Below are 15,243 nucleotides of genomic sequence, written 5' to 3'. Positions count from 1 at the left end.
TTTATTAACGACGACAAGATTATAGAAGCTGCATGCGGTGCATCATCTAAGAGGTTAAAATATTTTCGATCTTTCGTCATGAAGTAAACCAAAACCTATTAATCTAATTCTAATAACACTTTTTGAAACATCAAAGTAACGAGCTAGCTTACTAACAATATTATTCGCTATCATTTTATTTTCAGGCTGGTTATCTAAATAGATCCAGAACACACCTCTTCGTTTTAATCCTGAATTAGAATATATCTTGGAAAATTCTTTTGCTAATTGGTCATTAGGAACCAACAAACAGCTTGCTAAGTAATTTGCTTGAAATTCAAGCTTTGCAACCATAGAGTTGTCTAAAATTTCCAGATTATCTAAGTCACCCTCTTCAAGTGAATCTTTATCCAAATATTGACTGTGCCCTAGTAGGATATGTGAGATTTCATGTGCAAGAGTGAATCTATCTCTTTTTTCGTCATCAATTTCTTTTTTGTACATAAAAATTTCATTACTTTTAAAATCAACTCTGCCAAGTAGACTCTTCTCATGTACAGATGGAATAACGTTTTGATATAACTTTACGCTACTTAATACCTCGTAAGATAGTAAGTCAGATAAGCAAACAGCACCGTCTAAATAATCAACTTTTATAAGTATGTCTTTAGCCATATCTTCCAAAGTATCTTTAGAAAAATATTTTACTTGAGATTTAGTGACCTCATCTTTATGTCCAGTGATATCTCTTAGGTATTCCTTCAGACTACTAAACCATCTATTATGAGCATAAAAAAACCAACTAGAGTTATAGTAGTTTGGTTGGTCGCTATTCACGAATATGCCCTCTGAACTAAGAGCTTGATTGATACCATATTTTTCAAAGCTTCTATTTAATACCCATTTCAGCCCATCGCTTTCATTGATTTTGATGAGTCCTACATTCCTTTCTAATGCTATATTATAAGCTGACTTCGCTAATCTAGAGCTAATCGCCATTATTGGCTTCAAACCATGTGTAAAACTGCCCTCACTAAGATCTCTAACATCTTGTAGAAACTTATTTATTTGATCAACGCCAACCGCTTTTTTATAATCTTTACACTCAACAAGTATTAATGATGAATAATTTGGAATGTTTTTATCTCTGTATACTTCTATAGCAATATCAAACTCTATATCCCCTTTACGAAACCTTGAATAATATTTTTTCTTTTTAAAAACCTTTATATGACTCTCATGACCCATAGATAGGCTGAAACTTTGGATATCCTTCATAAGAAGTGATAAGACTTTGTCCTCAAATTTATCGCCTTTTTCTGTCGTATTCATAATAATCTCATAGGCTATATCGTTATAAACTAATCTTACACTACAAAATAGATGTAGGGTTCGCCCAGCGCACCGATATTAGATATTATCTTGATTAAGATACGGAGGGTATACCTTACTTTTCTTCAACCCTTACTACAATTCTCACCATAGGATGCTGCAAACCTATCCTTTTCTCGTTACAATAGCTCCAATAAAGTGCATTATGATATGCACGCTGTTCGTTTGAGCAGCGCACCCCTTTTACTTATCTAATATCCGAGAATCCCATGAGCCATAGACCCCCTGCTGACCTATTAAAAAGCGCTGAACACTGGCGTGAAGATATTAATTTTCGCCAAGATGTGCTTGGCAAGCCGTTTGATTTTTCGACCACGTGGGGTATTTTTTCACCGCAAAAGCTCGATGATGGTAGCTTGATGCTGCTTGATTATGTGGATTTTCAAGTGGATGATGATTCAATCGATTTGGGCTGTGGCTATGGCGTGCTTGGTATGACGGCAGCGCGTGAATGTCCGAATGGTCTGCATACGTTGATTGATAAAGACTTTATGGCGGTAGAATATGCGCGCCGTAATTGCGAGAAAAACGGTCTGAAAAATGTTGATGTGCATTTGTCTAACGGCTTTAATCATGTGGCAAAAGACAAAGACTTTAGCCTTGTGATGTCGAACTTGCCCGCCAAGGTAGGCAAAGAGCAGCACTATCTATATTTCCTCGATGCTTATGCACGTATGCGTCAAGGTGGGCGTTTTTATGTGGTGACCATTAATGGCCTACGCCAATTTATGAAGCGCTCGTTTACCGAAGTATTTGGCAATAGCGAAAAGATCAAACAAGGTAAAACCTATACCATTACCATGGCGACCAAAGACTAAGCTTAAGCAACTTAAAAACTGAGCCATAAAAAATCCCGCTAACACATCATCGTATTAGCGGGATTTTTTAGAACTATATTTTTAGAACTATATTTTTAGAATTACATTTTTAAGGTTACATTTGCCGCTTAAGTAAATATCCACCCAAAACCGCACTGGCGATAATTGGCAATAGCACCATTAATAATGGCGAAAAACCAGTCGCCAATGAGACAAAGCCAACCAAATCTTGTACATAACTAAATAGCAAGCCGAATAGTAATGCCACGACGATACGTAAACCCAAGCTATGCGTACGTAGTGAGCCAAAGACGAACGAGCAAGCAACAATCACTAGCGATAAAATCGATAACGGTGACAGTAGCTTTTGCCAAAATGCCAACTCATGACTTAACGAGCGCGTGCCTTGTTGGCGCATAAATTGGCGATGCTCGTATAACTGGGTCAATGATAAATCTTCGGCCTTACGAGTGAGTAAATACACCGACTCAGGGGCAAAGGGCAAACTCAAGGTATCTGACGGTGCAATAGCTTGGCTACTCTCAAAGCCCTGACCAATCATCAGCTTGGTCATATTATTCAGCTGCCACTCGTAGCGATATTGCTCGCTCGGCTTGCTGCTATCGGTATCTATCGCTTCGCGGCCGATATATTTGCCGCCCTCAGCATGAATAGCAGTTTGCAGATTGCCATTATTATCCAAATGCCAACGTTTAACTTCGCCGATATTGCCTTGCACATCGGCATAATCGATATACAAAATATCGCTACCATCGGGCTTGGCACTGCCGTCTTTTGTACTCTCAAAGCGCGGCTGTACCGTCCAATAACCGCGTACCGAGGTGACAAGCGAGCTGTTATCTTCATCGTTAATCTCTTGCGCCAATTGATTCGAATACGGCAGGACAAACTGATTAATCACCAATGCCAATAGCACAAAAATCAAGGCAGGCTGCAACACCCAACCGACGATACGATAAACACTGACGCCCGCGGCGCGCATGACGACCAGCTCACTTTTATTGGCCAATAAACCTAAGCCGACCACCGCGCCAAGTAACGCGCCCGTTGGGATAAACTGCTCCAAGAAATAAGGCGAGCGATAAAAAATATATTTAATCGCCTCGCCCATCGTATAGTTATCATCTAGTGAATCTAACTCAGACAAATAAGAAAATACTAGCTGCAATGCCCACAAACCTATAACCGCGCCGATGATGGCAAGCAAAGCATTGAGCTTGACGTAACGGCTGAGCACTTTTAGATTGGTCGGTTTTGGCGCAAGTTTTAGCTTATGGCTTGGCGAATTTGGCTTTGATGAATTAGACGATGATGATTTAGAGAATAAAGCGCTCATTAGGATTGTCCTCCTTGTGAGCCATTGCTTTTATGGTCAATATTGCCTTGATGCTCGCTGACGGTTAACAGCTCATCTGGTTTGCGAAAGCGCAAACGATGTTGGACGCGGCTGCCCCAATTCATATAAAGCGCCAATGCCATAAAGCCTAATACCAACCATGCATACGCCCAAACGCTAACACTGCCTTTACTCACCGCATTTTTGAGAGAAATAATACCCAATGCACAGCTGACAAATAATAAAATCGATGGGAACAAGCGCAACCAGCGACCTTGACGCGGACGTACTTGCGCCAGTGGCACGGCGAGCATCGGTGCAATAATCATGAGCCAAGGCAATGCCAGACGATAGCCAAGCTCACCTTGTGCCGCTCGAAGTGCATTTTCACTATTCACTGCTGTACTGCCCGTTGCGGCTTGCCATAATGGACCAATTGCTTGGGTTTCGATATTGGCTTCGGTGATAACTTCTTTGGAGGATTCGGTCAAGGTGATACGGTAGCGATCAAAGCCCACTTGATTGTATTTTAGGCTGCCCGCGCCGACTTCATAGCGGCGACCTTGGAACAAATCTAGTTGAGTAACGCCGCTACTGCCGGTATCTACTTGCTGAGCGCGTTTAGCAAGGGTAATGGTATCCTTACTGATACTATTATCGCTTATAAGCGCATTTGGCAGCTCTGGGATATTGAGTTGCTCAGCGGTTTCTGGGTCGATATTGTTATTAACATCAACGGCCGCATTTTTTGCCGCACTGCCTTTAGGCTTAGGCTCAGATTGAATCAATATCACATCTTGCAATTGTTTTTTATCATCACTCAAGCTGCCGACATACAAATGATAATTGCCACTACTGATAAACTGATTGGGTCGAATCAAATCAAAAGCACTGGTCAACGCTTGCTGTTGCCACACGCTCTCTGATGAGCGTACGCCCCACGGTTTACCAACGATAGATAAGGCTGCCTCTCCAACAAATAATGCCAATATCAGTGGCGTCATCAAACGTCCAAGCTTACCACGCGACACGCCGCTGGCGTTAATCACCGCCATCTCTTGGTCGACGTATAAGCGCCCAAATACCAACATCAGCGCGATAAAAAATGCCAATGGCAGGATTAGCTCTAAAAAGTAAGGCAAGTTATAACCAATGATGGTAAATAATAGGCTGATGTCCAGATTGCCTTCTGCAGCAATGCCAAAGTAACGGATTAAGCGGCCGCCGAGCATCATCACCACTAAAAACCCCAAGACCAAGGCGGTCGTTGAGGCAACTTGTTGAGTCATATAGCGGCGTAATATCACAATAGGCACTCTTTAGAAAAAGGTTGGTATGCGCACAATTTATCGCCGTTCGACTGACGATACTCTATAAATAGTAGCGATAAAGATAACCGTTAATCCTAGCATATTTTGCTCAAAAATGGCTGTGAAATGTGTTGGAAAACATTGCCTCTATCTTGCTATAACGCTAGATTATTTAGTGGATAATAGCTAAAACCAAAAAGGCGTATAGTGTATATGAGTTATAAGCCTCACTTAATATCAGAGCAACTCTATTAAGTATTTGCAGTATAGGCTTGCTTTATGCCTAATACTTGCTCACTGCGCACTTAGCGTGCAATATGCTACACTAGGGTGATGGTTAGTGAGTTCTAAGCATTAATAAAGTCTAAAGCTTTAACAAATCCACTAATAGATAATAGCGCTTGAACAGGTATCAGCAATTTAAATGAAACCTGTCGTTGTTATCATGCCAATTTCATAACGCTAATTTCATAACTCTAATAAGGATAATTATATGAATATTAAATTAACCCAAACGCTACCAAAAACGCATACACAAAAAATACTTAAAAAAGAAGCCAAAAGTAAAGATGCCGCCTGCCTGGTGGTGCTCATCGATGATAAGAAAAACATCTTAGCTGAAGCGCAATTGAGCGATTATCAAAGCCGGATTGAGCAATTAATTGAGGTATCGCATTTTAATGGTAAAGCTTGCGAAACTGTGGCAGATTATGCCTTAGCGGGCGACAAGAAAACCACGAAACAAAACCCAGTACAGCTATTACTTGTCGGTGTGGGTAATCTTGATAAGCTTGGTCACAGCGGTTTGCAAAAAATCGCCAATACCATTTATCAAAGCACGCAAAAACGTGTTGACTCTATTACCGTTGCTTTAGGTGATGCTCTAGAAGAAAATCATTTCAGCCAGTTTGCCCTTAATTTATTGGCAGCAAGCTACCGTTTTGATAAATACAAATCTGAGCAAAGCACGCCTGTTTTAACCGACATCTATTTATTGGCTGACAAGTCATTAGAAGCTGCGTTAACATTTGCCGAAGCGGTATTCGCTGGTCAAAGCCTAACCCGTGATGTCGCCAATGAGCCGGGCAATATCTGCTTCCCAGCTTACATGGCTGAACAAGCCGAAGCGCTTGCTAAAGCTTATCCTGACTTATTAAAAGTCACCGTCTTAGGTGAAGATGAGATGTCAGCGCTGGGTATGGACTGCTTCTTAGCGGTTTCTCAAGGCTCTGCCAAAGAAGGTAAATTGGTATTGTTAGAGTACCGCGGTAAATCTAACTTTAGCGCTAAAGCCGGCGCTAGCAAAATTGCCAATAGTGGTGCAAAAGTAACGGGCGGTCTAAAAGCCTTGGCGGATAAACTACCAACCAAACTGCCTAAGAAATCATCTAAAAACGCTGATACAAATAACGATGTACAAGTTGCCAATGATGACGCGCCTATCGTCTTAGTCGGTAAAGGCGTCACCTTTGATTCAGGCGGTATCTCAATCAAACCGGGTGCGGCAATGGATGAGATGAAGTTTGATATGGGCGGTTCAGCATCGGTACTCGGTACGATTAAAGCTTTATGTGAAGCGCGTCTACCGATTAACGTCGTTGGTGCCCTTGCTTGTGCGGAAAATATGCCATCAGGTGATGCCACGCGCCCTGGTGATATCGTGAAAGCTATGAACGGCAAATCGGTTGAAATCTTAAATACTGATGCGGAAGGTCGTTTGGTATTAGCAGATACTTTATGCTATGTACAACGCTATAATCCAAAAGCGATTATCGATGTAGCAACTTTGACCGGCGCTTGTGTGGTTGCCTTAGGTCATGTACGCTCAGCGGTATTTAGTAATGATGAAGACGTGTTGTTTGAGTTAGAAAACGCCAGTCACTTATCGGGCGATTTAATCTGGCATATGCCAATGGATGACGACTATCAAGCGCAGCTTGACTCGCCTATTGCTGATATGCAAAACATCGGTGGTAAAGGCGCTGGTGCTGTGACTGCGGCTTGCTTCTTATCGCGCTTCGTCGAAGAAGGTCAAGCATGGGCGCATTTGGATATCGCTGGTACGGCATGGAATTCAGGTAAAGACAAAGCGGCAACCGGTCGTCCTGTACCATTGTTTATGCAATACCTCAAAAACAGCGCAAACATGGCTTAATCAGTTGTGAATAATTCATTGATGAAGACCAGTTTATGAAAGTTAGTTTTTATGTTTTAAGTGAGAGTAAAGCCCAAGATTTCTTGGGCTTTATTTGTCAGTTGACCCAAACGGCGCTTAATAAAAGCAGCCAGTCGTTACTGATTCTTATCGACAAACAAGATGCCTTGCTATCGACGCTTGATGAAGCACTATGGGCACATGATGCCACAAGCTTTATACCGCATCAGCGGCTTTTGGACGCTACTATTGCTGACACTGATGATGTTAATAAGACTGTTGACGCACACGCTAACAATGAAACATTAGCACCCGTTTTATTGGGCAGTTATATGCCAGCTGATTTTAAAGGTATTGTCCTTAATACCACCATCCATCCTGTTAATGACTTTATGGCAGCAACCAATAATGCCCAGCCTACTCGGGTACTTGAGCTGATAAAACCTGATGCCAATAGCGTGCAAGAAGGTCGTCACAAATATAAAAGTTATAAACAATTAGGCTATGAGCTCACGCACTTTAAAGTTTAATTTATTGATTTTTATCTTTATTTTCTCACCTCGCTAGCGCCCTTTATTTACCTACCGTGCCACGCTTTTTTGCTACCCTATAACCCCATGTCTACGTGGGTTAGAGGTAGGCGCTTATCGCAAAAAATGCTACCATCCTTCGATTACTTTTCCGTTCTATTATAAATTTATTGACAAAGTCGAGGGTGTATAGATGCGTTCATTGATTGCGATGTATCAGCGTATAGGGCTGGTGCCGCTCATTATTATTGGTTTAATATTGGGGGTTTTGATTGGCTGGCTGGCACCAAATATCGGTATTGCGTTAGGATTACTAGGGACGCTATTTGTCGGGGCGCTAAAAGCGGTCGCGCCGATACTGGTATTTATCTTGGTCATGGCAGCCATTAGCCAACACCGTAGCGGCAATGAAGTGTATGTCAAACCTGTGCTTATTATGTATATGTTCGGCACTTTTTTGGCTGCATTAACGGCGGTTGCGGCAAGTTTTTTATTCCCGACAGAGCTGATATTGGTCAATGCCACCATTGAGCAAGTACCACCTGCCAACCTTCAAGAAGTATTGACCAACTTGCTGATGAATTTGGTCGCCAACCCCGTTCAGGCCATCGCTGAAGCCAATTATATTGGTATCTTAGCGTGGGCAATTATTATTGGTTTTGCCCTGCGTCAAGCCAGCGATACCGCGCGTACCGTGGTCAGTGATTTTTCTGACGCCATCTCACAAGTGGTCAAATGGGTCATCGCCCTAGCGCCTTTTGGTATTTTAGGCTTGGTTGCCAATACCGTCGCTGAGACGGGCTTTGCCGCGTTGGCGGGCTATGCTCATATCTTGATGGTATTGGTCGGCTGTATGCTATTTATCGCTTTAATCGTCAACCCGCTGATTGTATTGGTTAAAACCGGTAAAAATCCTTATCCGTTGGTATTTGCCTGCTTACGTGAGTCAGGGATTACGGCATTCTTTACCCGTAGTTCAGCGGCCAATATTCCTGTTAATATGAACCTTGCGCGCAAATTGGGTCTACACGAAGACACTTATTCGGTCACCATTCCACTCGGTGCAACCATTAATATGGCAGGCGCTGCTATCACGATTAACGTCTTAACCCTTGCGGCAGCGCATACGCTTGGTATCGAAGTATCGTTTGCATCAGCGCTATTATTAAGTTTGGTTGCGACGATTAGTGCTTGCGGCGCCTCAGGTGTTGCTGGTGGCTCATTACTCTTGATTCCATTAGCAGCAAGCTTATTTAGTATTCCAAACGATATTGCCATGCAAGTGGTGGCGATTGGCTTTATCATCGGTGTGGTACAGGACTCTGCCGAAACTGCCTTGAACTCATCAACCGACGTTTTATTTACTGCCGCTGCTGATCCAAAATATGCGCGCTAGTTTTTAAAACGATACTTGCAAATAATAAATTGTATTTGCAAACCATAAAGGGTCTCATTATAGAGACCCTTTTTTTATGTGTTAAATAATCAATTACTTATTATTTTAAATGATCGACATCTACTTCAATCACTGGTGTCTGCATGTCTAGCTGGCGTTTAAATTGACGCAATTGTTCCACCTCATCTAATAGTTCAAGTATCAGTCCAATTGCCGGCACGCTCGCTTCAAAGTCGCGACTTAGGCGTGAAGCACGGCGCACAGTCGTCAATTGATAACCGGTAAATTGCTGACGTTCTGGTACATCATATTCGATGATATTTTCCTCAATCAATTCGATGACCCATTGGCGCTCTTGACCACAGGCAGATACAAGCTCATCTAAGCTCAAGATAATGTCGGTAAATTCAGGCGAGTGTTTCATGGCGATTATCCTCGTTTGCTCTTTATTTTATCGTTATCGTATGGTCTTCATCTCTGCTGTTTTCTTTGTTGTATTGCTACTATTCGCATAGCTTTTGGCATTTTTAAATGCGATTTAATTAACGGCTGATATTGGTCTCAGCAAAGGCTTCTTTAAGCTGCTCGTAGGCTTTGGTAGCGGACTCGCTGCTGATATCAGGGTTAACGATGTTTAAGGTTAAATATAAATCGCCCGCTTGCTTAGCAGGAATACCTTTACCCCTTAAACGTAAATTGCTCCCCGATTTACTGTTTTTAGGAATCGTCACGCCAAGCGTTCCTGCTGGGGTACTGACGTTAATTTTTTCGCCCAGTGCCGCTTCCCATGGCGCTACATTGACCGTCTGATAGACATCAGCGCCTTCGATACGGATATTATCCGCATGACGGATTTTCACCTTTAAAAACAAATCACCGTTTTTACCGCCACCAACACCGGCCGCACCTTGCCCTGCTAAACGAATTTGCTTGCCATCAGTAATGCCTTTTGGAATTTTAATTTTTAGGGTTTTATTTTCGTAATCGACGCTGCCATTTGGCTGGCGAACGGGAACGTTTAATTTAATACTGTAGTCATCGCCACTGTAGACCGAGGACAAATCGACGGTAATCTCTGCATGTTGGTCTTGACCTTGGCTATTTTGCGACCTAAAACCACCCTGCTGCGATTGTCCGCGCGCGCCGCCGCCACCAAAAGCGGAGAAAATATCGTCGAAGCGAAAACCGCCATCGCCATAAGCTTGGCCTTCGCCAAACTGATCTTTGATATCTTCCCAGCGGAAACCGCCTTGTCCGCCGCTCGCTGATTGCCCGCCGAAGCCACCTGCACCGCCCTGACCGGCAAAGGGATTGTTGAGCATGGCATCGTATTCCGCCCGCTTGTCTTTATCTCTAATGGTTTCGTAAGCGTTGTTAATTTCCGCGATTTTATTATCAGCGTCTGGATCGTCGCTGACATCAGGGTGGTATTGCCGCACAAGCTTACGATATTTCTTTTTAATCTCAGCATCTGTGGCGTCTTTTTTGACCCCTAAAATGTCATAGTAATTTTTCTCTGCCATGTTGTTTTTCCTTCTTATAGTATTTATTACTGATCATTTATTTAATACATAATATGGGGGCAATGAATGAATATTTCATTTTTAGCATACGGTTGTCATCATCAAAGTTTGACCAGTAATGATGCCAAGCGACACTAGCATTTATATTATCTGCATTGCTTAAAGCATCGTTATTAGCATGCGTCACTGTAGTAGCGTTTGTCACTATATCAGCGTTTTTCACTCTGATTCTGGCATCATTATTCTTTGACAGCTGTTGCCGTAATGTCAATTTGGTGAGGGCAATGGCTGCATGACCCTCTCGTTTAGAAGCAACATGAGACAACACAGTACTTTGTTTGTCACGCTTAGCGCAAACCAAACTTGATGGCTTTATGTGCATGTTTATCTGTATGTCTATCTGCATATCGTTTTTGATTCATAAGCGGTCGCATTTACCATAGCATAGCTAAGTATGTGCTTGCCAAACTTTGCGCGCGCCTGCCTAAACATAAGAGCTATGTCAATCTTCTAGATGGTTAACTAATTACAAACTTATTATTCTCACAAAACGCCAAATACTGTGATTTCTGCAGAATTAGTAAGAATGTAGCAAGATTTTATTACATTATTTTCAATATTATCTCATTTTACTTTTTTAAATATTAAAATTATTAAATATAACGCTTTAGCCCTTATATAGTGCATCTTTCCGACAGTCCTAACTACATAGGCAGAATTAGTTTTTACATTTACTAAGGCGCTATTGCTAAATTCTCTGATGTAAAAACCACTTTATCAGCACAGGCAGTGTTTATCTATTCGCTTAGCCTAATAAACAAGTTTCACAGAATTGGTCATATATACCAAGGTCTACAGGATTAGTAGCAAGACTTAATAATGATCATAAAAACATCTTCTACTTCTCTATTATGAGATATTTGAACTGGGGCGTTTTTTACAGAGCCGTAAGAACGAAGTAAGCTCCTTATTGTAAAATACCCATATTATTCAAGCTGATAGGGGCATGGATAACATAGGCAAGAGTATCTGTCTATCTCATCAATAGAAAAAAGGTATTAAATGTCTTATTTAATCAAGTCTTTAGTCATCACTTTATCGCTGCTGCTCAGTACCACCGTTTTTGCCGGTAACACCAGTTACTATGGTAGTAAGTTTCACGGCAAACGTACCGCAAGTGGCAGTATCTTCAATATGAACTCGCTAACCGCCGCGCATAAGACGCTGCCGTTTGGTACGAAGGTGCAAGTGACCAATAAAAAGACAAAGCAGAGCGTGATCGTAAAAATTACCGATAGAGGACCTTTTATTAGAGGTCGCATTTTGGATTTATCGAAAGCTGCTGCTGGTAAAATAAACTGTGAACTTTGTACCACCACTATGAAGATACTATCTTATGGTGATGGTAAATACCGTATGGAATAATGTAATAAAAAAGGGAGAGCTCACGCTCTCCCTTTTTCATGTTCAATGGTTTTAAAACACTGGTTTGTATCGCTGAATAATTTTTCAATAGCCTATATAGTCAGTTTAAAATAAAAAGTTACGGCAGAAATAGTATTCTGCTGGTATAAATCTTCCTCGCTTGCTGTGCGCTTTGGACTCCAGAGGTTACGGAAAATTCATACCCGCAGTGTGTCCTTTTAAAATGAACCTACTACTTCAAAATAATTAATGTTTGCCAACTGACTGCCGCCTATTTCACAGCCGCTTCCATTTCTTCTAGCGTCGTCATCGCGAGCAATAATTTCTCTTCATTATCGCTATGCTGCTGTTGTAGCGCCGTCTGCTCATTGAGCAACACCAGCAAATCAGCCTTACGGCTTTCTTCATATAGCTCAGTATCGGCAAGCTTGGTCTCTAAACTGGCCAATTTTTCCGTAATCTTAGCCAAGGCTTTTTCTGTGTCTTCAATCTCACGGCGAACAGGCGCGGTAAGTTTGCGTTGCTCAGCGGCCAATTTACGCTGTTCTTCTTTGCTAAGCGCAGACTGAGCGGCTTTTGCTGGTGCAGTAGCAGCTTTATTACTAATTTGATTACTAGCTAAACTGGTATTTGTTTCACGTGAAACAAACTTCTTATTGTCCTTTTTGCTCTTTTTCTTACTATTGCTTTTATCGGGCGTATTTTCTTGCTTACGCTTTTCGGCAAGCCACTTACCATAGTCGCTGATATCACCATCAAACTCTTCGATTATACCGTCATGGACCAAAAACAGCTCGTCACAGACGTTGGCAATCAGCTCGCGGTCATGCGATACCAATACCACTGCCCCTTCAAAACCCTGTAAAGCGATGGTCAAAGCTTGACGCATTTGTAAGTCTAAATGGTTGGTTGGCTCATCGAGCACCAGCACGTTTGGACGTTGCCAGACGATTAATGCCAAGGTTAAACGTGCACGCTCGCCACCAGAAAACAGCTCGCTTGGCGTGTCGATACGCTCACCGCGAAAGTCAAAGCTGCCGAGGAACGAGCGCAACTCTGCATCAGAAGTTTTGCCCGCTAGGCGGCGTAGCATTTGCATCGGCGTTGCTGCTGCATCCAAAGCATCCATTTGATGCTGGTTAAAATAACCGAGCTTTAGGGTATCAGAAACGCGATAGCTGCCTGATAAAATACCAAGCTCACCGACCAAGGCTTTAATCAAGGTCGATTTACCAGCGCCATTCATCCCAAGCAAACCGATGCGCGTATCCGGCGTCACTTGGATATTGGCATTATGCAGTAGCGCAGTATCGGTATAACCAATATCGGCATTGCTCAGCTCAATCAATGGCGAGCTCATATTTGCCGGCTCATAAAAGCGGAATGAGAACGGGTTGTCCGCCATCATCGGTGACAGCTCCGCCATACGCTCAAGCTGCTTAATACGGCTTTGCGCCTGTTTGGCTTTACTGGCCTTGGCACGGAAACGACGAATAAAGTCATCCAAATGCGCTTTGGTCGCTTGCTGCTTTTCAAACGCTTGCTGCTGCTGCGCCATGCGCTCATGACGGGTACGAATAAACTGCTGATAGTTACCGGTATAAAGGGTGATTTTTTGTTGCTCGACGTGCAGAATATGACCGACGGTGGCGTCCAAAAACGCTTGGTCATGCGAGATGACGATAACCAAACCGCTAAAGGCATTAATCCACGTTTCAAGCCAAAGAATGGCATCCAAATCCAAATGGTTGGTTGGCTCATCAAGGAGCATTAAATCTGCGCGGCTCATCAAGGTCTTGGCAAGGTTTAAACGCATACGCCAACCACCAGAAAAGCCTTCGACGGGTAACTCATGCTGGCTGGTATTAAAACCAAGACCCGCCATGATTTGTGCCGCTTTGGTCGGAGTACGATAGCCATCAATCTCATCAAACTGCTGATGTAATACGCCAATTTGGTCGTCACTGACACTGCTCAAATCATTTAACGCCGCATTAATCTCATACCACTGCTCATCGCCACTTAAGACGTAATCAATCGCCGTTTGGGTACTGGCGCCCACTTCCTGCGCCATGTGCGCCACATGCCAGCTATCAGGAATACTGATTTCGCCTTTATCAAGCGTCACTTCGGTATCACCGGTGCCCATACGTGTCAATAATAAGGCAAACAAGGTCGATTTGCCTGTGCCGTTATTGCCCGTTAAGCCAACTTTATGGCCCGGATGTAGCTGGAAGCTTGCCCCTGCAAACAACTCACGACCATCACGGCGAACACCAACGTCTTTAAATTCGATCATATAATTTCTTCATCTCAACAATAATGTAAAACTTAAGGCAATAAAAAACACACGTCTGGCATGTTTACTGGCGGCTATTATTTCAAACGCTTGCCGCATAGGCAAACAATTAAATAAGTATTTTAAATTCAAACCTTTATACTGCTAAAAACCGCTTATTATGATAATGAGGCGTAGACTATTTAAAAGTTTGCAGTTTCAATCACTTTTTTGGTCGTGAACGCTGTTGTTACCCTTGACAAATCAATCATTAGCCCAATTATGCTATACTAGTAAAACACTATTGACATCATGCAGTTAAGTGCTAATAGCCATGATAGTATGGGCTTCAGCGTATGCCACCATGACAGCTCGATATGAGCGTCTAAAGTCTTAAGCCAAATATGCATACCCCAAACTATGAATGTCTATATGAATGTCTAAATGTCTAATAGTGACCCAATCTCATTAATGTTACCGTAGCCTATGCGTATCAGCCGCTACGGATCAGTCGCCCTATCCAGTATAAATAGACGACCTCGCATCAATAAAAAACAATATCATTTGATTTTAGCAACTGAGGTAGATATGAACGAATCAACCAACCAATTTAACCCAAGCGCTAGCCAGCCCTTCGACCCGACTGCCTTGAGCTTAACTGACAGTGCGGCTCAAAAAGTACGTCGTCTGCGTGAAGAAGAAGGTGACAGCGAGCTTATGCTACGCGTCTATGTGACCGGCGGCGGTTGTTCTGGTTTCTCTTACGGATTTAGATTTGACAGCGACTTAGGCGAAGACGATGCCAACTTCGATAATGGCGATGTGACTTTAGTGGTCGATTCGCTGAGCTATCAGTATCTACAAGGCTCTACAGTTGACTATACCGAAGGCTTAGAAGGTGCGCGCTTTGTGGTTGCCAACCCCAATGCCACCACTTCTTGTGGTTGTGGTTCATCGTTTTCTATCTAAATCAATGATTTTTGAATCATTTTTCTTTATTTTATTGAGGCACCTATCTTATCGTTAGGTGCTTTTTAGTCTACCGCTTTATGAGTAATAGATAATATTAGATAGTTTGAT

At 42.5% G+C, this 15,243-nt stretch carries 13 protein-coding genes; 6 read left to right on the top strand and 7 right to left on the bottom strand.

Annotated features, from left to right (window positions below; translation table 11 throughout):
• Nucleotides 1-54: 54 nt before the first annotated feature.
• Complete coding sequence (locus B3Q63_RS11150) at nt 55-1,311, bottom strand: ImmA/IrrE family metallo-endopeptidase (protein WP_296176694.1); 1,257 nt, start codon at nt 1,309-1,311, stop codon at nt 55-57.
• A 269-nt stretch (nt 1,312-1,580) separates the two neighbouring features.
• On the opposite strand from B3Q63_RS11150, the gene B3Q63_RS11145 reads away from it, so the two are divergent.
• Nucleotides 1,581-2,189 (top strand): class I SAM-dependent methyltransferase, encoded by a 609-nt coding sequence (locus tag B3Q63_RS11145; RefSeq protein WP_296176692.1) that lies wholly within the window; start codon nt 1,581-1,583, stop codon nt 2,187-2,189.
• Nucleotides 2,190-2,304: 115 nt separating this feature from the next.
• On the opposite strand, the gene lptG is transcribed toward B3Q63_RS11145, so the two are convergent.
• Nucleotides 2,305-3,546 (bottom strand): LPS export ABC transporter permease LptG, encoded by a 1,242-nt coding sequence (gene lptG, locus B3Q63_RS11140; RefSeq protein ID WP_296176690.1) that lies wholly within the window; start codon nt 3,544-3,546, stop codon nt 2,305-2,307.
• Nucleotides 3,546-4,835, bottom strand: a complete 1,290-nt coding sequence (locus tag B3Q63_RS11135) for an LPS export ABC transporter permease LptF (protein ID WP_296176688.1) — start codon at nt 4,833-4,835, stop codon at nt 3,546-3,548. The genes lptG and B3Q63_RS11135 overlap by 1 nt, the downstream gene beginning before the upstream one ends.
• A gap of 514 nt (nt 4,836-5,349) precedes the next feature.
• Here B3Q63_RS11135 and B3Q63_RS11130 point away from each other — a divergent pair.
• From B3Q63_RS11130 to sstT, 3 genes are all read left to right on the top strand, one after another.
• Entirely contained in the window at nt 5,350-7,011 is a 1,662-nt protein-coding gene (locus tag B3Q63_RS11130; RefSeq protein ID WP_296176686.1) for a leucyl aminopeptidase, read from the top strand.
• Nucleotides 7,012-7,046: 35 nt separating this feature from the next.
• Entirely contained in the window at nt 7,047-7,541 is a 495-nt protein-coding gene (locus B3Q63_RS11125) for a DNA polymerase III subunit chi (protein WP_296176684.1), read from the top strand.
• Between the two features lie 193 nt (nt 7,542-7,734).
• On the top strand, nt 7,735-8,937 hold the full coding sequence (sstT, locus tag B3Q63_RS11120; RefSeq protein ID WP_296176681.1) for a serine/threonine transporter SstT: 1,203 nt from the start codon (nt 7,735-7,737) through the stop codon (nt 8,935-8,937).
• Between the two features lie 100 nt (nt 8,938-9,037).
• On the opposite strand, the gene B3Q63_RS11115 is transcribed toward sstT, so the two are convergent.
• From B3Q63_RS11115 to B3Q63_RS11105, 3 genes are all read right to left on the bottom strand, one after another.
• Nucleotides 9,038-9,361 (bottom strand): chaperone modulator CbpM, encoded by a 324-nt coding sequence (locus tag B3Q63_RS11115; RefSeq protein WP_201564015.1) that lies wholly within the window; start codon nt 9,359-9,361, stop codon nt 9,038-9,040.
• Between the two features lie 118 nt (nt 9,362-9,479).
• Nucleotides 9,480-10,460 (bottom strand): DnaJ C-terminal domain-containing protein, encoded by a 981-nt coding sequence (locus tag B3Q63_RS11110; protein ID WP_296176678.1) that lies wholly within the window; start codon nt 10,458-10,460, stop codon nt 9,480-9,482.
• 37 nt (nt 10,461-10,497) lie between these two features.
• Complete coding sequence (locus B3Q63_RS11105) at nt 10,498-10,842, bottom strand: hypothetical protein (RefSeq protein WP_296176675.1); 345 nt, start codon at nt 10,840-10,842, stop codon at nt 10,498-10,500.
• A 680-nt stretch (nt 10,843-11,522) separates the two neighbouring features.
• Here B3Q63_RS11105 and B3Q63_RS11100 point away from each other — a divergent pair.
• Complete coding sequence (locus B3Q63_RS11100; protein WP_201564246.1) at nt 11,523-11,885, top strand: septal ring lytic transglycosylase RlpA family protein; 363 nt, start codon at nt 11,523-11,525, stop codon at nt 11,883-11,885.
• 271 nt (nt 11,886-12,156) lie between these two features.
• Here the strand turns inward: B3Q63_RS11100 and B3Q63_RS11095 are convergent, their stop codons facing one another.
• Entirely contained in the window at nt 12,157-14,184 is a 2,028-nt protein-coding gene (locus B3Q63_RS11095; RefSeq protein WP_296176672.1) for an ATP-binding cassette domain-containing protein, read from the bottom strand.
• A gap of 567 nt (nt 14,185-14,751) precedes the next feature.
• Between B3Q63_RS11095 and erpA the strand changes: the two genes are divergently transcribed.
• Complete coding sequence (gene erpA / locus B3Q63_RS11090; protein WP_296176670.1) at nt 14,752-15,132, top strand: iron-sulfur cluster insertion protein ErpA; 381 nt, start codon at nt 14,752-14,754, stop codon at nt 15,130-15,132.
• The last annotated feature ends 111 nt before the right edge of the window (nt 15,133-15,243 follow it).

Source organism: Psychrobacter sp. UBA2769, from assembly GCF_002352555.1.
Classification (GTDB): Bacteria; Pseudomonadota; Gammaproteobacteria; order Pseudomonadales; family Moraxellaceae; genus Psychrobacter; species Psychrobacter maritimus.
Note: the sequence above shows the minus strand (reverse complement) of the source record. Positions and strands in the feature narration are given on the sequence as shown.

What these genes read in the sequence shown, in the direction of transcription:
- B3Q63_RS11095 (WP_296176672.1), bottom strand. Translation starts at nt 14,184, where the DNA reads ATGATCGAATTTAAAGACGTTGGTGTTCGCCGTGATGGTCGTGAGTTG.
- B3Q63_RS11100 (WP_201564246.1), top strand. Translation starts at nt 11,523, where the DNA reads ATGTCTTATTTAATCAAGTCTTTAGTCATCACTTTATCGCTGCTGCTC.
- B3Q63_RS11145 (WP_296176692.1), top strand. Translation starts at nt 1,581, where the DNA reads ATGAGCCATAGACCCCCTGCTGACCTATTAAAAAGCGCTGAACACTGG.
- B3Q63_RS11150 (WP_296176694.1), bottom strand. Translation starts at nt 1,311, where the DNA reads ATGAATACGACAGAAAAAGGCGATAAATTTGAGGACAAAGTCTTATCA.
- B3Q63_RS11110 (WP_296176678.1), bottom strand. Translation starts at nt 10,460, where the DNA reads ATGGCAGAGAAAAATTACTATGACATTTTAGGGGTCAAAAAAGACGCC.
- B3Q63_RS11130 (WP_296176686.1), top strand. Translation starts at nt 5,350, where the DNA reads ATGAATATTAAATTAACCCAAACGCTACCAAAAACGCATACACAAAAA.
- B3Q63_RS11125 (WP_296176684.1), top strand. Translation starts at nt 7,047, where the DNA reads ATGAAAGTTAGTTTTTATGTTTTAAGTGAGAGTAAAGCCCAAGATTTC.
- erpA (WP_296176670.1), top strand. Translation starts at nt 14,752, where the DNA reads ATGAACGAATCAACCAACCAATTTAACCCAAGCGCTAGCCAGCCCTTC.
- B3Q63_RS11135 (WP_296176688.1), bottom strand. Translation starts at nt 4,835, where the DNA reads ATGACTCAACAAGTTGCCTCAACGACCGCCTTGGTCTTGGGGTTTTTA.
- sstT (WP_296176681.1), top strand. Translation starts at nt 7,735, where the DNA reads ATGCGTTCATTGATTGCGATGTATCAGCGTATAGGGCTGGTGCCGCTC.
- B3Q63_RS11115 (WP_201564015.1), bottom strand. Translation starts at nt 9,361, where the DNA reads ATGAAACACTCGCCTGAATTTACCGACATTATCTTGAGCTTAGATGAG.
- B3Q63_RS11105 (WP_296176675.1), bottom strand. Translation starts at nt 10,842, where the DNA reads ATGCACATAAAGCCATCAAGTTTGGTTTGCGCTAAGCGTGACAAACAA.
- lptG (WP_296176690.1), bottom strand. Translation starts at nt 3,546, where the DNA reads ATGAGCGCTTTATTCTCTAAATCATCATCGTCTAATTCATCAAAGCCA.